Below are 16,367 nucleotides of genomic sequence, written 5' to 3' on the forward strand. Positions count from 1 at the left end.
TAGCCCTCTCCCCGTAAAAAACGGGGAGAGGGGACGTGCCAAAAGGGATGCTGGCGAGGGACGGAGAGGTTTGCGGCATATCCCCTTCTCCCCGTCAAAACGGGGAGAAGGTGGCGGCAGCCGGATGAGGGGGGGCCGGCGGCGATCACTTGCTTGCCTCTCAATTGCTCCGGCGGCGGCGCAGCTGGTCGAAGAACACGATCACGATGATCAGCAGACCGGTAATGATGCGCTGCCAGAAGGAGTTGACGTTCAGAAGGTTCGCGCCGTTGTTGATGGTGGCGAGAATGAAGGCGCCGATCAGCGGGCCATGCACCGAGCCGACCGCGCCGAACAGGCTGGTGCCGCCGATGACCGAGGAGGCAATCGCCTGCAGTTCCCAGCCGTCGGCCTGTGTCGCATTGCCGATGGCGATGCGCGAGGCGAGCAGCACGCCGACGAAGGCGGCGAAGGAGGCCGAGAGGATATAGGCGAGATAGATCATACCCTTGACGTTGACGCCGGAAAGGCGCGCCGCCTCGGCGTTCGAACCGACCGCGAAGAGATAGCGGCCCCAGCGGCTCAGATGCAGGAAGATGAAGGAGGGGACCGCCACCAGGATGACCATCCAGAACAGGCTCGGAATACTGAGCAGATCGGCGCGGGCGAAATTGCTGAAACCCTCATTGGTGATGTTGATCGTCGAACCGTTGGTAATCAGCAGGCCGATGCCGCGCAGCGATGTCAGGGTTGCCAGCGTGATGATGAACGGCGGCAGGCCCATATGGACGATGCCGAAGCCATGGAAGGCGCCGATCGCCACACCCATGAGCAGCGTCAGCGCGATCGCCCCCCAGACCGGCACGCCCGCCTGCAGCAGCCAGGCGATGATCACGGTGCAGAAGCCGACGATGGCGCCGACCGAAAGGTCGATGCCGGCGGTGATGATGACGAAGGTCTGGCCTAGTGCCAGGATCGCCGTCATCGCACCTTGACGCAGCAGGTTGGAGATATTGAGCGGCGTCCAGAAGCTCGGGGTAACGACGCCGAGCACGATCCAGAGGAAGATCAGCAGGCCGATCAGCGTCAGGCCGAACAGGATGTTCATTTTCCGGCGCGGCGGCGGCGCGATTATTTCGGTGGGGGTGGCAGTCATGAATTTTCTCCCTCTTATTCTTTTGGCTCAGACGCCGATCGCTTCGCTGAGCACTTCTTCATGCGTCGCCGCGTGATAATCATGGCTCGCGACGATTTTGCCGGCGCGGAAGACGTGCAGCCGGTCGGCCAGTTCGTAGACCTCGGGCAGATAGGAGGAGATCAGGATGATGCCGGCGCCGTCCTTCAGAAGCTTGGCGAACAGCCGGTAGATTTCCGCCTTGGTGCCGACGTCGACGCCGACTGTCGGCTCGTCGAAGATGAAAAGCCGGGCGCCATGGCTCAGCCACTTGCCGATGACGATCTTCTGCTGGTTGCCGCCCGACATGCTGGAGGCCGGAACGCGCCGGCTCGGCGTCTTGATGCTGAGATTGCGGATCTGCTGGTCGGCATTGGCCGATTCGCGCGTGTGATTGATCACCGGCCCGTGGCTCAGCCGCCCGAACACCGGCAGGTTGATGTTGAGGCCGATCGGCAGGTTGAGGCAAAGCCCCTGGTCGCGCCGGCTTTCCGGCGCCAGCGCAATGCCGAGCTCCATCGCCGTGCGTTCGTTGCGGATGTTGACAGGCTTGCCCATCCATTCGACATCGCCGGATGTCGTCGGCTGGCGGCCGTAGAGCCCGAGCGCGAATTCGCTGCGCCCGGCGCCGATCAGGCCGTAGAGGCCGACGATCTGTCCCGCCTTGACGCTGAGCGACACATCTTCGAAGCCCGGGCCGGAGAGGCCGTTGACCGTGAGGATCGTCTCGCCGATCGCAATCTTTTCCTTGTGGTAGATCTGTTCGATCGAGCGGTTGATCATCAGCGAGATCAGTTCGGCATCGTTGGTCTCGCCGATCAGGCGCGTGCCGACATGCGTGCCGTCGCGCAGCACCGAGACACGGTCGGCAAGCTCGAAGACTTCCTCCATGCGGTGGCTGATATAGACGATGGTGACGCCTTCGCCCTGCAGCCGGCGGATCAGCTTGAAGAGCTGCGCCGATTCCTGGCGGGTGAGATAGGCAGTCGGTTCGTCGAAGATCAGGAATTGCGTGCCGCGCATCGCTGCGCGCGCCGTGGCCACCAGCTGCTGCTGGCCGATGGTCAGCGAGCTCAACAGCGCACCGGCCGGCAGGCCGAAGCCGAGATCGTCGAGCACGGCCTGCGCCATCTTCTCCATCTGCTTCTTGCGCATCAGGCCGAAGCGGTTGACTTCATCGCCGAGGAAGAGATTGGCGGCGACCGTCAGGTGCCGGCAGAGCACGACTTCCTGGTGCACGGCGTTGATGCCGCGGGCGATCGCCTCGTTCGGCGTCGCCAGCCCCACCGGCTGGCCGCACCACAGCACTTCGCCGGCGGTGCGGGTGATGACGCCGGTCAGCAATTTGATGAGGGTGGATTTGCCGGCGCCGTTTTCACCGACGATGGCGTGGATTTCGCCGGCGAGAAAGGTCAGCGTCGCTGGCTTCAGCGCCTGCACATGACCGTAATTCTTCTGCAGGCCCTTGAGTTCGAGGATAGGCGATCCGGCGGGAATTCGATTGGCTTCTTTCAGCGTCGCACTGTCATCATGGCGATGACTGACCTCTTCCAGTCCGATCATGGGACCTCTCCTCCTTGTGTCGCGTCTGCTCTCCATCCCCCGCAAAACATAGCACGGATGGAAAAAGCCGCGCCGGTTTTTGAAGCCGGCGCGGCTTGTCTGTCGTTATTACTTGATCTTCGGGTTCAGCAGCGCGTCGATCTTCGGGTCGGCCATATTAGCCTTGGTGACGAGGTTTGCACCGGTGTCGACATTCTCTTCGACCTTCTCGCCCTTGGAGACGGCAAGCGCGGTCTTCACGCCGTCATAACCCATGCGGTAGGGGTCCTGAACGACGAGGCCGGCAATCGCACCATCCTTGAGGAAGCCGACCGTCTTGTCGTCGCTGTCAAAGCCGATGACCTTGATCTTCTCGCCGAGCTTGTTTTCGGCAATCGCCTGGCCAACGCCCTGCGCCATGATCAGGTTCGAGGCGAAGATGCCGACGAGGTTCGGGTTTGCCGTGATCAGGTCGGTCATCATGTTGAGGCCGGTCGTTGCCTGGCCGTCGCCGTACTTGTCGGCAATGACCTTCAGGCCCGGATACTTGGTCTTCACCTGATCCAGGAAGCCTTCGCGGCGCTGTTCCAGCGAGCCGACGCCCGGAAGGTTGGTGAGGATGACGACTTCGCCCTCTTCCTTGCCGGTGGCGCCCTTGATGGCGGCAGCCAGACCGTCAGCGGCAATGCGGCCGCCCTGAACGTTGTCGGTCGTCAGGAACGACTTGAACGCCTTGGAGTCGGCGCCTGAGTCGATGCCGATGATCGGAACCGACTTGGCCGCTTCATCGATCGGCTTGCCGAGCGCCTTGAATTCGGTCGGCGAAATGACGACGGCGGCCGGCTTGCCGGCAACGGCGTTCTCAAGAATGCTGATCTGGCCGTTGACGTCGGATTCGGCCTGAGCGCCGAGTTCCGGCACATTGACGCCGAGATCCTTGCCGGCCTTGCGGGCGCCGGCCAGAACGATCTGCCAGTAGAAGGACGTCGTGTCCTTGACGATGATCGGGATCGTCACGTCGGCTGCAAACGACGGCGCCGGCATCGCCGTGGCGATGACTGCGGCACCCGCAAGCGCGGTAAAGGCGCGGCGGGACAGAAGGGATTTCACGAAACTCATAAGGGTTCTCCTCTCAGGGTGCGTTCTCCTCCGAATAAATCGACCGCTGAACGCAGGCGGACGATTTTTATCGATAAAAAACATTTGCCAGGTGAAGCTAGCCGAGGCGCAATCAAATTGCAAGAGCGCCAAACAGGCTTTTTTTCTTCGGCAAACTCCCGCCAAGCAACTGATTTCATTCCAATACAACGATACCCTAAAATAGGGATCAGGCCATGTCGATCTCGTGCGGATGGACGACGCCCTTTTTCAAAATCAGGTTGCCGTACAGCCGGAATTCCGTCGTCGCGACGATGTAGGTGGCCTTGCGGGCCATCGCGTAAAACGCAAAACGCTCGACCGGCACGATGCGGAAATCGCCGGCGTGTTTGGAAACGATCTGCTGGAATTCGGTGCAGACCTCCGGCATCGCATCGGGATCGCCGACCACCTCCATCCGCCACGCCGCTTCCGGCACGAAGGTGTCGAGCGGCATGTGGGTCAGGATGGCCGCGGCCATGTCAGTGGCGCTGACGCCGTCGGCGCGAATGACCGGCGGGCCCATCGAGCCCGAGGGAAAATTGGCGTCCGATATGACGATGTCGTCGCCATGTCCCATGGTCTTCAGCGCATGAAGCAGGTCGGGGCCAAGCAGCGGATGAATACCCTTGAGCATAATCTCTCCTCAGACTCGCACAGCTTCGGCGCCGAGCGGCGGCGCGACCAGCGTATAGGGTTCGAATTCGGCATAGATCGCGTCGGCAAGCCGCGGCTCGACGATCTCCATGTTGCGCGTCAGGCTCGACGGCTTGGCCGTGCCGATCAGCACCGATGCGACGATCGGTTCGCGCAGCGGAAACTGCAGGGCGGGCGCTGCCAGCGGCACGCCGTGGCGTTTGGCGATCGCCTCCATCGCGCCGACTTTGGCAAGCACATCGTCATCAGCCGGCATATAGTCGAAATGCGAACCCGGTACCGGGCCGGTGGCGAGGATGCCGGAGTTGAAGACGCCGCCGACGACGAGCGACGTGCTCTTCTGCCGGCAAAGCGGCAGCAGTTCGGCGACGGCCGAGCGGTCGAGCAGCGTGTAGCGGCCGGCCATCAGGATGCAGTCGAGATCGGAATGGCGCATGACGTCGAGGCAGACCGGCACCTCGTTGACGCCGAGGCCGAAGGCGGAGATCGCGCCAGACGACTTCAGTTCCTCCAGCGCCTTCACGCCGGAATCGAGAAACTGCTTCTGGTGGACCGCATTCTTCGCCGCGCCATGCGTGTAGACGCCGAGATCGTGTACATAGAGAATATCGATGCGGTTGAGGCCGAGGCGGGCATAGCTGAACTCGACCGAGCGCATAATGCCGTCATAGGAATAGTCGTAATCGGCATCGAAGGAGAGCGGGTCGACATAGCTGTAATCAGGCACGGTGCCGGTCGGCACCGGCCGAAGCAGCCGGCCGACCTTGGTGGAAAGCACGTAACTGCCATCCGGCTGGTCGCGCAGAAAATCGCCGACCCGCCGTTCGGCAAGGCCGAGCCCATACCAGGGCGCCACGTCGAAATAGCGGATGCCGCTGTCCCAGGCTGCCTGCAGCGTGTCCATCGCCACCTCGCGCGGGCAGGCGCGGTAGAGGCCGCCGAGGGCGGCGGCACCGAAACTGATTTCGGTCACCTCCAGCTTGGTCTTGCCGATCCGTCTCGTCTTCATCACGCCTCCTCGCGAACAACTGCCTATTTAAAGAACTGACTATTTAAAGCGTCGCGCCCAGATGTCAGAGCGTTGCACCGAGATGCCACGGCACGAATTCATTGTCGCCGTAACCGAAGAGCTCGCTCTTGGTCTTCTTGCCCGAGGCCGTATCGACGATGAGATCGAAGATCTCGCGGCCCTTGCCGCTGATCGTGGCATCGCCGGTGGCGATCGTGCCGCAATCGATGTCCATATCCTCTTCCATCGAGGCATAGAGCGCCGAATTGCTGGAAAGCTTCAGCGACGGCGCCGGCCGACAGCCGAAGCAGCTGCCGCGGCCTGTGGTAAAGGCGATCATGTTTGCTCCGCCGGCCACCTGGCCGGTCGCCGAGACCGGATCGTAGCCGGGCGTGTCCATGAAGACGAGGCCGGGGGCCGTGACCCGCTCGGCATAACCATAGACCGCCGTCAGCGGTGAACGACCGCCCTTGGCGACGGCGCCGAGCGACTTTTCAAGGATGGTTGTGAGACCACCGCGTTTGTTGCCCGGTGACGGGTTGTTGTCGAGCGAGGCGCCGTGCAGGGCGACGTAATCTTCCCACCAGGCGATCTTGTCGTCGAGCTTCTTTGCCACCTCGTCGCTGACGGCGCGGCTGCGCAAAAGGTGCTCCGCACCATAGATTTCCGAGGTTTCCGACAGGATCGCCGTGCCGCCGGCCGCCGCCAGCAGATCGGCTGCGACACCCAGCGCCGGATTGGCGGTGATGCCGGAAAAGCCGTCCGAGCCGCCGCATTGTAGGCCGATGATGATCTCGCCGATCGACATCGGCACGCGCTTTTCCTTGCCGACATCGGCGGCGATTTCGCGCAGCATGCCCATGGCGCGCTCGACCGCGCGGCGCGAACCGCCGGCATCCTGAATGTTGAAATGCCGCTTCGAGGCGCCGGCGCCGCTCTGGCCGTAGAGCGTCAGCTGGTTGACCTCGCAGCCGAGGCCGATCATCAGCACACCGCCGAAATTCACGTGTCTGGTGTAGCCGGCCAGTGTCCGGTGCAGCACGTTCATGCCGTCGCCGGTCGAGCTCATGCCACAGCCCTGGTCGTGCACGATCGGCACGAAACCGTCGATGCCCTCGTAATGCGGCAGGATCGTCCGGTTCGCCTCGTCGGCGATCGCCCGGCAGACCGTGGTGGAACAGTTCACGCTGGCGATGATGCCGATATAGTTGCGAGTCGCCGCCCGCCCGTCGGCGCGGCGATAGCCCATGAAGGTACGCGCCTTGTCATCGACTGTGGCCGTTTCCGGCGCCGAATTGGCGGTCGCCGCCAGCCGGTCGTTTTCGAAATGCAGGTTGTGGCTGTGCACATGGTCGCCGGCCTTGACCTCGGCCGTCGTGCGGCCGATCGCCTGTCCGTATTTCACCACGGGTGACCCAAGCGGAATATCCGCAATCGCCACCTTGTGGCCGGGGTCGATCTTCTCACGGGTCTGAATGCCGGCAACCGTCGAACCTGGCGCGATTGCCGCCGTTGCGACCGCGACATTGTCGCCGGCCGAAAGGATGATCCAAGGCAGTTTGTCCAATTTATTCTCCCTGGGAAACGCTCGCTGCATCGGCGAAAGCGCATTGATTTTGTTTTTTATCTACAATAAACATTTTCAAGTCAACGGGAATATTGATCCTGTGGACGAGGGAGGCAATGAGCCGCAGGCGACCGGAATCAAGCTAAAGGTCGTTTGAACAAGCCCCGGTCTGTTCTGCCCTGCTTTGAAGCGGCACGACGGTCACGAGGGCGGAAAGYGGGGTCTGGTGGCAAGGCAGAATACGGTCTTCAAGGAAGCCTACAACAGGTATGCCGTAGCCCTGCGCACGGATACCGCACTGCCGTCGGAGCCGGAGATCGCCGCCCAGCTCGGCGTCAGCCGCTCGACGGCGCGGGCCATCCTGACGCGGCTCAGCGAAGAAGGCATCATCCGCTGGAACAAGCGCCAGAAGATCGTGCTGCGCCAACCCACAGACCATGACCTCTTTCCCTCCGAAGAAACCGACTCCCTGCATGATATCATCGAGCGCAGCTTCATGCAGCGCATCCTTGCCGATGATGCCGCACCCGGCATGCAGATCAACGAGCTGGAGCTTGCCCGCGAGATCGGCACCGGCACCACCAGCGTGCGCGAATTCCTGATCCGCTTCTCCCGTTTCGGCCTCATCGAGAAACGGCCGAACAGCCACTGGACGCTCAAAGGGTTCACCCGCGAATTCGCGCTCGAGCTTGCCGATGTGCGCGAGATGTTCGAGCTGCATTCCGCAGCCGAATTCGGCCGGCTTCCAAGGGATAATCAGAGCTGGGCCGATCTTGCCGCCATCCGCGACGAACATCACGCCATGCTGGCTGACATCAACCAGCGCTTCAAGGATTTCTCCGTCCTCGACGAGCGCTTCCACTTGCTGATCCACCGCGCCTCGAAAAACCGCTTCATCGCCGATTTCTACGATGCGATCGCCATCGTCTTCCACTATCACTACCAGTGGAACAAGACCGCCGCCCGCCAGCGCAACGAGCGCGCCATCCACGAACATCTGGATTATATCGCAGCGCTGGAATCCGGCGACCAGGCCGCGATCGACGCCGCCTGCCGCGCGCATCTGCACTCCGCCCGCCAGACCCTGCTGCAATCCCTGCCGCAGATCGCCACCGAAACCGCCTGATCGGATGAGAGCAGCTCCGGGCACCGCCTCGGTGTGCCCGCCAGCGGCATTTCGGACGAAAGAGGCTATGCCTTGCCCAGATGCTTCGGCCAGAATTCCTGATGGACTGCGGCGGCTTCGTCTTCGAGGTTCGGGTCCGGGCCAACCACAGTGACGATGCGTGCGCCGGTTTGCAACACCGCCCGGCTCGGCACGTTCAACCCGATCCCGGCGATCTCGCCAAGCCGCGTTTCGGAGCACGCAAACACCATACGCCCGATGCCCGACCAGTAAATCGCCCCGGAGCACATCGCGCACGGCTCCGTGCTGGTGTAGAGCGTGCAGTCAGCGAGAAAAGCAGTGTCGTAGTGTTGCGCCRCCAGTTTGACCAGGTTCATCTCGGCGTGGTTCGTCATATCGTGGCCGGTGAAGACGCTGTTTTCGGCGCGCAGGATGACTTCGCCGTCCTTCACCAGCAGCGAGCCAAACGGTTCGTCGCCGTTTTCCACCGCGGATTTCGAGAGCGCAATCGCCTCGCGCAAAAACGGCTCGTGGTTTTCCATCAGGATTCMCCCAGACACTAGAGCGGGATGATCTTGTCTTGAATCGAAGGGATTTCCAAGGGGTGCAAATCAGATTCAAAATGCTGGCTGGGGGAAGGGGGCCGCACCCTCTCCGTTTCCCGCCCACCTCTCGCAGGGCACGTCCCATCTCTCCGTTTTTTTCGGGGGGGGGGGAGGGTTAGAGTGAGGGGCAGATGTTTTCGATAGGACGGGATGGCAGCCCTCATGAAACATTTCGACGTGTAAGCCGTTATCGCGCTTATGGCCGACGCTAAACGCAATCCGACATCGGTCGACGGCACCGACGAACCGCACGGTGCCGACAAGACGCGCCAAGAGAGGGCATCGACTGTTGAGGTCGGGCCGCCGCCCAATATCATTGAACCCGATCCGGAGTTGACGCCTGAGGAGGCCGAGGAGGCGCGCAAGCGGTATCTGCTCAAGCGTTTCTGGATCAGCGCGCGCCGTTACTGGGGCAGCAGTGGCGACAAGTTGGCTTGGCCCTTCTCGATCGGGCTGTTGGCGATGATCTGCATGAATGTCGGCTTCCAGTATGGGATCAATCGCTGGAACCGGGGGATCTTCGACGCCATAGAGCGACACGATGCCGGGACTGTCTTTTACCTCAGCGGCGTGTTCGTGCCGCTCGTGCTCGGAAGCGTCATCCTGGTCACCGCACAAGTCTATGTTCGCATGATGATCCAGCGCCGGTGGCGTTCCTGGCTCGCGACCGCGGTCATCGCGCGCTGGCTTGCAAACGGCCGATATTATCAGTTGAACCTCATCGGCGGCGACCACAAGAACCCCGAGGCGCGCATCTCGGAGGATTTGCGGATTGCTACGGAAGCCCCTGTCGATTTCATCGCTGGTGTCATTTCCGCTTTCCTGTCGGCCTCGACCTTCATCGTGGTGCTGTGGACGATTGGCGGAGCCTTGACCCTGCCGATCGCAGGGTTGACCGTCACCATTCCCGGCTTTCTCGTCGTTACAGCGGTCCTCTATGCGGTGATCACCTCCAGCGTGATCGCGGTGATCGGCCGCCATTTTGTGCAGGTCTCCGAGGTCAAGAACCAGGTAGAGGCCGAATTTCGCTACACGCTGACGCATGTGCGGGAAAACGGCGAGAGCATCGCGCTTCTCGGCGGCGAGGAGGAGGAGCGCAATGACCTCGACAAGACCTTCGGCAATGTGCTGAGGCAATGGGCGCTGCTTGCACGCCAGCACATGCGCACGACGTTTGTGTCGCACGGGTCGATGCTGATTGCGCCTGTCGTGCCACTCCTGCTTTGCGCACCAAAATTTCTCGAAGGCAGCATGTCGCTGGGTGAGGTCATGCAGGCAGCCTCTGCCTTCGCCATCGTCCAGACCGCCTTCGGATGGCTGGTTGATAATTATCCGCGTCTTGCCGACTGGAACGCCTGCGCGCGGCGCGTCGCTTCGCTGATGATGTCGCTCGACGGGCTGGAGCGTGCCGAACAGAGCGACGCGCTCGGACGCATCAAGCATGGTGAAACCGAAGGCGAGGCGATGCTCAGCCTCAACGATCTCGCCGTCTCGCTCGATGACGGAACCGCCGTGGTCACGGAAACCCGAGTGGAGATCGAACCCGGCGAGCGGGTGCTGGTATCAGGCGAATCCGGTTCGGGCAAGAGCACGCTGGTGCGGGCGATCTCAGGGCTTTGGCCGTGGGGTCACGGCAGCGTCGATTTCCACGCCGACAGGCGATTGTTCATGCTGCCGCAGCGGCCCTACATCCCCTCGGGCACGCTTCGCCGCGCCGTCGCCTATCCCAATGCTGCCGATGGCTGGACGCTGGATGAGATCAAGGCGGCGCTCGACAAGGTGGGGCTCGATTATCTCTGCGAGAAGCTCGAGGAAGAGGCGCCGTGGGACCAGACCTTGTCGGGCGGCGAAAAGCAGCGGCTCGCCTTCGCGCGTCTCCTCCTGCACAATCCCGATATCATCGTGCTCGATGAAGCAACGTCGGCTCTCGACGAGAAAAGCCAGGACAGGATGATGGAGATGGTGATCCGGGAATTGCCCAAAGTCACCATCGTCAGTGTCGGGCATCGCGCCGAGCTGGAAGCCTTCCATAGCCGCAAGATCACATTGGAGCGGCGCGAGGGCGGCGCAAAGCTCGTCAGCGATATCGACCTCGTTCCACGCAAGAGAAAACGAACCGTGCTTTCACGCCTTCTGGACCAGCGGCGCTCCCTGCCGAAAGGCGGCGAGAGTTCGAGCAAGGCGGCGCTGCCCGGGAATAAGAATTGAAGTCAGAAGATCGGCAGGCAAGCGGCGTCCGGGTGTGGAGATATCTATCCGGACGTTCGCGTGTTATAATTCCCCCGAACCGGCGTCTTCCGCCGTGGCGCACAGAGACTTGTCGAATGAGCGAAGTGGACGTGCTTTTTGCAGCCCTGCGACAGGCGGCCGACCCGCAGACGGTCGAGTGCATCGAAAATCTGGTCATGCGCGGCTCGGACCGCGATCTCAACCGCATCAATGCGCTCGCCTTTGCCGATGCGCATGGTCTCGATCAAGAGAAAACCATCGCCACGTTTCTGCATGCCGCCCGCATCGGTGTGTTCGAGATGACCTGGAACGTGCTTTGCCCGGGATGCGGCGGCGTCCTCGACACCGGCGCGACGCTCAAAACCGTCGACCGGGACACCTATCATTGCGCGCTCTGCGCGGCCGGATACGAGCCGACCCTCGACGAGATGGTCGAGGTCACGTTCACGGTCAATCCGCGCGTGCGCAGGATTGCTGCCCACGATCCCGATCGGTTGCCGCCGTTCGAGTACTACCGCCAGATCTTCTTCAGCTCCGGGGTAGATCTGCCGGACGATCTCGAAGCGAGGTTTAAACGCATCCAGTTGGAGATGATCGAGCTGGATCCGGGCGAGAAGGCCTTCGTCTCGCTGCAGCTGCCGGCGCAATTCGTCATCATATTCGATCCGGTGACACACTCGGCGCAGTTCATCGATGTGCAGGGTGAGCCCACCGACGAACGTCAGACCCTCTCGATGGTCATCAGTCACGGCCATGCGCTGAACGAAACGGTGATCCTGCGTCCCGGCTTGCTGCGTCTGACGCTGGAGAACCACACCGATCGCAGGGTGGTGCCGAACGTCTGCATCGCAGGAGACGAGCTGCACGACATACTGGGCCGCAGGCGAGCTTTCCTGACAGCCCAGCGTCTGCTGACGAACCAGAGCTTCCGGGACATCTACCGGACCGACACGCTCGACATCGACCAGCGCCTCAAGATCACCAGCCTGACATTCCTCTTCACCGACCTGAGGGGCTCGACCGCGCTTTACGAGCGCGTCGGAGATCTTGCCGCTTTCGATCTGGTGCGGGCTCACTTCAGGATTCTCAACGAGATCGTCGCCACAGAGGCCGGAGCTGTCGTCAAGACCATCGGCGACGCCGTGATGGCGACCTTCCCAAGCCCGGACCGGGCCGTCGCCGCAGCCCTCAGGATGCGGGACGCGATGCTTCGGCTGAATGCCGAACGCGGCAGCGAAGATCTTCTCCTGAAGATCGGCATCCATGAGGGCCCATGCCTCGCCGTCAGCATGAACGACCGGCAGGACTATTTCGGCCAGACCGTCAACATCGCCTCCCGCGTCCAGGGCCTCGCCGAACCCCAGGTGATCCTGACGACGGAAGCGATCGTCGGGAATGCACAGGTTTCGGAGATTCTGCGAGAGAGCGGCATCACATCCGCCTCCCGGATGGCGGAGCTGCAGGGCATCGGGAGGGAAGTGAGGATTTTTGCGTTGTCGTGAGGTTTTGTCCTTGTTGGCCGGGCCTCGAGGGTGCTCAGTCACGGTGCGTGGAGGAAACAACTGAGCGTGGGGTGAATTGCTGGCGGGCAGGGGGCTGGTGACTACGCTCGGCTCGGCGCGGTCATCTAAAAAGTCAGCCGCAGCTAAATTGCAGGCCTAAGCGCGGCTCGATGGAATTTCCCGCTGGAACGAATCTAACCTCGTTGCCGCGTCCTTGCCCGCCTGTCGCGACCAGCCCAAACTTCCCGAGGTATTTCAGGCCGGCATAATATCTTGACGGAGGTGGCGAGCTTGGAATGGCGCCGCTGGGATCATTTGCTCGGATGTATTCGAAAAGGCGGGGCGTTCCAGGATCGATATCCTCGTCAGCGGGATCCGATCCGAAGAACGACAGGCGTTCTGCAAGCGGAGTACGCTTCGGGATATTGCCTTTTTCACACGTGGTCCAATAAGCCCCTTGTTTCGGCTGAAAGAAATGGAGCCCATAGCCCGTTCCGAAATAGTATGTCTGTCCATCATCGCTGGCATAGACAACCATCCCGGAATTGTAGGGCTTTTTCCATATTTCAGTCCATTTGCTTGATGGCGACGACCAAAGTGCCCCGAACTTTCTAATGGTCCACCGCTCTTCCATGCCCCAGCCCCAAGCCATGCTGTAGGTCAATTCGTAGCCTGCAGGCTCAAGCCGAATTGTGGTCGACCGCGTCATTGCGACATGCCAGGCGGCGTAGACGAGGCAAACCATCCCGACAACAACAACGAAAGCGCGGCGCATCATTCTTCCCCAAACGCATGTCATGCGATTGCAATTTTTAGCTGCGATTTCTCGCCTCTGGAACTAATAATTTTCGGATGCCGGGTGGGCTCTATTGGCGCATTCCGGAAGTGAACGGCCTTCCACCTGTTCCCCCTTGCGGGCTGTTGGACCTTCTACCGACCGGAGAGGCAAGATGCCGGGCAGCTTTGCACCGGTCGCAGCGGCGAGCAGTGGGCCTAGCCACTAATTCCGGTAGACTTATATCGGCTAATATTCATGCGTTCAGGCTGGCTCACCTTCGGAGGTAAGGCTCTCGAACCGTGTTGAGTTTTCAGCGGTTTGCCGGTTCCTGTGCTTTGGTCGACAGCTGCCTCAACACATCGACGAAGTCATCGAAGCGCTCTTTTCCAACCTCTTTCGACCATTGCTCATGCAACTGCCGAAGACATGCGAAAATGGCTGCGACGACGTCATGTCCCCGTGGCGTCAGATAGACCAATCGGCGATCGCTGCCGTCGGTCGCGCGCCGCTCGACATAGCCCAGCTCTTCAAGCTGGCTGAGCAGATAGTTCACAGCCTGTCGCGACATCCGCTTCTGGCGCGCGAGCTCGGACGGTCTCATGCCATCCGGCAGCGGAAACGAAAACACGGCAAAATGCGGCTCCTGGAAGTCGGTAAAGCCCGCCTCGTGAATGGCTTGCAGCATGCGGTCGCGCACATGCTGCCAGACAATGCGCAGCAGCGCGCCGAAGAAGGGCGGGCCGGGCAACGCGTCGGGAATTGAATGCGGGGGCAATGGGATTGACATGTATGTAAAGTCACTTTACGTTTTGATGTAAAGTGACTTTACATTGTGGGGACCTGAGATGGAAGTGGTACGAAACGATATTGTGCGAATCGGGCAACTCGAACTGCGTTTTCTCATCAGTGAGGTCGGCGCGACGGTGTTCGAATTTACAGTGCCGTCTCGGGCGCGCGTGCCGGCTCCGCACAGTCATCGGGATGCCGACGAATTCCTCTACGGTCTTGAAGGCGTGCTCACCGTCATCGTCGACGGGCAAACGCGCGAGATTCGCGCCGGCGACGCCATATTCATTCCGCGGGGCGCGGTGCATCATCACGAGAACCTGCATGATGGCACAGCCAAGGTCTTGGCGACCATCACGCCGGGTACGATCGGGCGGCGTTATTTCGAGGAAATTGCCGAGGTGGTGAACGTGCCCGGTAAACCGGACCTCGCCAAGGCCAATGAGATCATGCTCCGCCACGGGCTGGTCCCGGTCTGATTATTTCAGCTGGCGTTGGTAGCGAGCGCTCGACGACTGGCGAGGCAGCTTGGCTCCCTCTTCTCCCTTCGGACCCCCGCGGGGGAGAAGAGATTCGTCGCCGCGCCTTCGTCCCCCTCCCGGACGGCGCCGCGCGCTCAGCCGTCCAGCCAGGCGGCGAGTCCATCAAGCGTCTGCAGCCCGTATTCCACCGCGCCGAAGCCGATGACCACCTGGCGCCGCTTGGCGCTGGGGTGGAGCTGGCGCAAGGTCAGCACCGTCTTGCGGTCAGCCTGCTCATCGAAGGTCACCGTGGCGCGGAAACGGTCGGGATCGTCGGGGTCGGGCGTGCCATAGTCCATCACGATCCGCTCGTTCGGCACGATCTCCAGAAAGCGCATGAGGTTCGGGAAGGGCTGCTGCTTGCCCTCGAACACGCCCACCATGTCGAACCGCCAGACCCCACCCTCGCGGATATCGGCTTCGTGGGTCTCGATGCTGAGGCCGGCCGGCCCGTACCATTCGCCAAGCGCCTTGGGGTCCATCCAGGCGGCAAAGACCTTGTCGCGTGGGTGGTTGAGCAGCTTCACCAGCACGATTTCGCGGTCGAGCGACCATGTCTCAAACAGGTTTGCCATGTCCTTCGTCATCCTCTTCCGTTTTATCCAGGTAGACTTCGAGCCGATCCAACCGCTCAGTCCAGCGCCGGCGCTCCGATACCATCCAGTCCGCCGCCTCTTCGAAACGCGCCTGCACCAGCCGGCACCAGCGGCTGCGCCCGCGCTTCTCGCTGGCGATCAGGCCGCAATCTTCCAGCACCTTGAGATGCTGGGCGAAGGAGGGCAGCGCCATGTCGAAAGGCTCGGCGAGCGCGCTGACCGGCAACTCGCCCTCGACCAGCCGCGACACCACGGCGCGGCGGGTCGGGTCGCTGAGAGCGTGAAAGGCGAGGTCGAGGGGGGTCGAATGGTAAGGCATATCAATCCGTAAATTGGTCAGAGGGGCAGGTCAAGGATAAAAAGGTACTTGCCTTAGTATCCGGCTCCAAATATGAAGGCAGTTGCCTTAGTGTTTGGCCCCGAATGCAGGGGCCGCTGTGGTGCAACACCTTTCAAGGAGGACTCCAATGGTAGTTCGTGTCGATCTCATGATCTCGCTCGATGGTTTCGCGACAACGACGGACCAGACGCCCGAAACCCCGTTCGGCGAGGACTGGCCGCGTCTCGTCGGCGCATATGCGGCAACGCGAACGTTCCGTGAGCGCGTGCTCAAGGATACGACCGGAGCAGGAACCACAGGTCTCGACGACGAATACGCGAAGGAGTATTTCGAGAATGTCGGCGCCGAGATCATGGGCGCCGGCATGTTCGGTCTCCACAACTTTCCCGACGATCCGAACTGGCGCGGCTGGTGGGGCGACGAGCCACCGTTCGGGTGTCCGGTCTTCGTTCTCACCCACAAGCCACGGCCTTCCATCGAGATGGCCGGCGGGACGACTTTCCACTTTCTCAATACCACCCCTGATGATGCGCTCCAGCAGGCTATGAGGGTCGCAAACGGCAACGATGTGAGGGTAGGCGGCGGTCCTACCGTCGTTCGCGACCATCTCAAAGCCGGCCTTGTCGACCGCCTTCATGTTGCCATCACGCCGATTTTGCTCGGGCGCGGCATCCGCCTGTGGGACGACCTGCGCGGCCTGGAAGCCGGCTGCACAGTCAAGGCGGAAACGTCACCGAGCGGCACCGTCCACCTGACTTTCCAACGCTAGCCGCTAGCCTGAGACCGATCTCGGCCTCTTGCATGACGCCGATCTGCGTG

16 protein-coding genes are annotated in these 16,367 nt (G+C 61.6%); 5 read left to right on the forward strand and 11 right to left on the reverse strand.

Annotation, left to right across the window (positions count from 1 at the left end; all coding sequences use genetic code 11):
- Nucleotides 1–160: 160 nt before the first annotated feature.
- From AC1ECN_RS16060 to AC1ECN_RS16085, 6 genes are all read right to left on the reverse strand, one after another.
- Nucleotides 161–1,135, reverse strand: a complete 975-nt coding sequence (locus AC1ECN_RS16060) for an ABC transporter permease (RefSeq protein WP_018072373.1) — start codon at nucleotides 1,133–1,135, stop codon at nucleotides 161–163.
- A gap of 27 nt (nucleotides 1,136–1,162) precedes the next feature.
- Nucleotides 1,163–2,716 carry a sugar ABC transporter ATP-binding protein gene (locus AC1ECN_RS16065; RefSeq protein ID WP_018072374.1) on the reverse strand — a complete coding sequence of 518 codons (1,554 nt, stop codon included), beginning with the start codon at nucleotides 2,714–2,716 and terminating at the stop codon, nucleotides 1,163–1,165.
- 108 nt (nucleotides 2,717–2,824) lie between these two features.
- Entirely contained in the window at nucleotides 2,825–3,814 is a 990-nt protein-coding gene (locus AC1ECN_RS16070; protein ID WP_018072375.1) for an ABC transporter substrate-binding protein, read from the reverse strand.
- A 208-nt stretch (nucleotides 3,815–4,022) separates the two neighbouring features.
- Complete coding sequence (locus tag AC1ECN_RS16075; protein ID WP_018072376.1) at nucleotides 4,023–4,469, reverse strand: RbsD/FucU family protein; 447 nt, start codon at nucleotides 4,467–4,469, stop codon at nucleotides 4,023–4,025.
- Between the two features lie 9 nt (nucleotides 4,470–4,478).
- On the reverse strand, nucleotides 4,479–5,498 hold the full coding sequence (locus AC1ECN_RS16080) for an aldo/keto reductase (RefSeq protein WP_018072377.1): 1,020 nt from the start codon (nucleotides 5,496–5,498) through the stop codon (nucleotides 4,479–4,481).
- A 64-nt stretch (nucleotides 5,499–5,562) separates the two neighbouring features.
- Nucleotides 5,563–7,065 (reverse strand): UxaA family hydrolase, encoded by a 1,503-nt coding sequence (locus AC1ECN_RS16085; RefSeq protein WP_018072378.1) that lies wholly within the window; start codon nucleotides 7,063–7,065, stop codon nucleotides 5,563–5,565.
- Between the two features lie 226 nt (nucleotides 7,066–7,291).
- Here AC1ECN_RS16085 and AC1ECN_RS16090 point away from each other — a divergent pair, with 226 nt between their 5' ends.
- Nucleotides 7,292–8,191: a GntR family transcriptional regulator gene (locus AC1ECN_RS16090; RefSeq protein ID WP_018072379.1), complete on the forward strand. Its 900-nt coding sequence runs from the start codon at nucleotides 7,292–7,294 to the stop codon at nucleotides 8,189–8,191.
- 65 nt (nucleotides 8,192–8,256) lie between these two features.
- Here AC1ECN_RS16090 and AC1ECN_RS16095 read toward each other — a convergent pair whose 3' ends face one another.
- A complete protein-coding gene (locus AC1ECN_RS16095; RefSeq protein ID WP_477953521.1) occupies nucleotides 8,257–8,733 on the reverse strand; it encodes a nucleoside deaminase in 477 nt (158 codons plus the stop codon).
- 261 nt (nucleotides 8,734–8,994) lie between these two features.
- Here AC1ECN_RS16095 and AC1ECN_RS16100 point away from each other — a divergent pair, with 261 nt between their 5' ends.
- The gene (locus tag AC1ECN_RS16100; protein WP_130660822.1) at nucleotides 8,995–11,004 is read left to right on the forward strand and encodes an ABC transporter ATP-binding protein/permease; all 2,010 of its coding nucleotides are present in this window, start codon (nucleotides 8,995–8,997) and stop codon (nucleotides 11,002–11,004) included.
- A 116-nt stretch (nucleotides 11,005–11,120) separates the two neighbouring features.
- Entirely contained in the window at nucleotides 11,121–12,527 is a 1,407-nt protein-coding gene (locus AC1ECN_RS16105; RefSeq protein ID WP_130660823.1) for an adenylate/guanylate cyclase domain-containing protein, read from the forward strand.
- A gap of 133 nt (nucleotides 12,528–12,660) precedes the next feature.
- Here the strand turns inward: AC1ECN_RS16105 and AC1ECN_RS16110 are convergent, their stop codons facing one another.
- Both AC1ECN_RS16110 and AC1ECN_RS16115 read right to left on the reverse strand, forming a co-directional pair.
- The gene (locus tag AC1ECN_RS16110; protein WP_024321074.1) at nucleotides 12,661–13,302 is read right to left on the reverse strand and encodes a hypothetical protein; all 642 of its coding nucleotides are present in this window, start codon (nucleotides 13,300–13,302) and stop codon (nucleotides 12,661–12,663) included.
- A 313-nt stretch (nucleotides 13,303–13,615) separates the two neighbouring features.
- Nucleotides 13,616–14,092, reverse strand: coding sequence for a MarR family winged helix-turn-helix transcriptional regulator (locus AC1ECN_RS16115; protein WP_197727375.1), 477 nt, complete (start codon nucleotides 14,090–14,092; stop codon nucleotides 13,616–13,618).
- A 58-nt stretch (nucleotides 14,093–14,150) separates the two neighbouring features.
- Here AC1ECN_RS16115 and AC1ECN_RS16120 point away from each other — a divergent pair, with 58 nt between their 5' ends.
- The gene (locus AC1ECN_RS16120) at nucleotides 14,151–14,570 is read left to right on the forward strand and encodes a cupin domain-containing protein (RefSeq protein ID WP_130654487.1); all 420 of its coding nucleotides are present in this window, start codon (nucleotides 14,151–14,153) and stop codon (nucleotides 14,568–14,570) included.
- Nucleotides 14,571–14,707: 137 nt separating this feature from the next.
- Here the strand turns inward: AC1ECN_RS16120 and AC1ECN_RS16125 are convergent, their stop codons facing one another.
- Nucleotides 14,708–15,187 carry an SRPBCC family protein gene (locus AC1ECN_RS16125; protein WP_477953525.1) on the reverse strand — a complete coding sequence of 160 codons (480 nt, stop codon included), beginning with the start codon at nucleotides 15,185–15,187 and terminating at the stop codon, nucleotides 14,708–14,710.
- The gene (locus tag AC1ECN_RS16130) at nucleotides 15,171–15,527 is read right to left on the reverse strand and encodes an ArsR/SmtB family transcription factor (RefSeq protein ID WP_130654488.1); all 357 of its coding nucleotides are present in this window, start codon (nucleotides 15,525–15,527) and stop codon (nucleotides 15,171–15,173) included. The genes AC1ECN_RS16125 and AC1ECN_RS16130 overlap by 17 nt, the downstream gene beginning before the upstream one ends.
- A 148-nt stretch (nucleotides 15,528–15,675) precedes the next feature.
- On the opposite strand from AC1ECN_RS16130, the gene AC1ECN_RS16135 reads away from it, so the two are divergent.
- On the forward strand, nucleotides 15,676–16,317 hold the full coding sequence (locus tag AC1ECN_RS16135; RefSeq protein ID WP_130671872.1) for a dihydrofolate reductase family protein: 642 nt from the start codon (nucleotides 15,676–15,678) through the stop codon (nucleotides 16,315–16,317).
- Nucleotides 16,318–16,367: the final 50 nt, after the last annotated feature.

The organism is Rhizobium sp. 01N447_2 (genome assembly GCF_056399245.1).

Excerpts from the sequence above, each read along its gene's own strand:
- AC1ECN_RS16065 (WP_018072374.1), bottom strand. The coding sequence starts at position 2,716 with ATGATCGGACTGGAAGAGGTCAGTCATCGCCATGATGACAGTGCGACG.
- AC1ECN_RS16115 (WP_197727375.1), bottom strand. The coding sequence starts at position 14,092 with ATGTCAATCCCATTGCCCCCGCATTCAATTCCCGACGCGTTGCCCGGC.
- AC1ECN_RS16060 (WP_018072373.1), bottom strand. The coding sequence starts at position 1,135 with ATGACTGCCACCCCCACCGAAATAATCGCGCCGCCGCCGCGCCGGAAA.
- AC1ECN_RS16105 (WP_130660823.1), top strand. The coding sequence starts at position 11,121 with ATGAGCGAAGTGGACGTGCTTTTTGCAGCCCTGCGACAGGCGGCCGAC.
- AC1ECN_RS16080 (WP_018072377.1), bottom strand. The coding sequence starts at position 5,498 with ATGAAGACGAGACGGATCGGCAAGACCAAGCTGGAGGTGACCGAAATC.
- AC1ECN_RS16130 (WP_130654488.1), bottom strand. The coding sequence starts at position 15,527 with ATGCCTTACCATTCGACCCCCCTCGACCTCGCCTTTCACGCTCTCAGC.
- AC1ECN_RS16075 (WP_018072376.1), bottom strand. The coding sequence starts at position 4,469 with ATGCTCAAGGGTATTCATCCGCTGCTTGGCCCCGACCTGCTTCATGCG.
- AC1ECN_RS16070 (WP_018072375.1), bottom strand. The coding sequence starts at position 3,814 with ATGAGTTTCGTGAAATCCCTTCTGTCCCGCCGCGCCTTTACCGCGCTT.
- AC1ECN_RS16135 (WP_130671872.1), top strand. The coding sequence starts at position 15,676 with ATGGTAGTTCGTGTCGATCTCATGATCTCGCTCGATGGTTTCGCGACA.
- AC1ECN_RS16100 (WP_130660822.1), top strand. The coding sequence starts at position 8,995 with ATGGCCGACGCTAAACGCAATCCGACATCGGTCGACGGCACCGACGAA.
- AC1ECN_RS16125 (WP_477953525.1), bottom strand. The coding sequence starts at position 15,187 with ATGGCAAACCTGTTTGAGACATGGTCGCTCGACCGCGAAATCGTGCTG.
- AC1ECN_RS16120 (WP_130654487.1), top strand. The coding sequence starts at position 14,151 with ATGGAAGTGGTACGAAACGATATTGTGCGAATCGGGCAACTCGAACTG.
- AC1ECN_RS16110 (WP_024321074.1), bottom strand. The coding sequence starts at position 13,302 with ATGCGCCGCGCTTTCGTTGTTGTTGTCGGGATGGTTTGCCTCGTCTAC.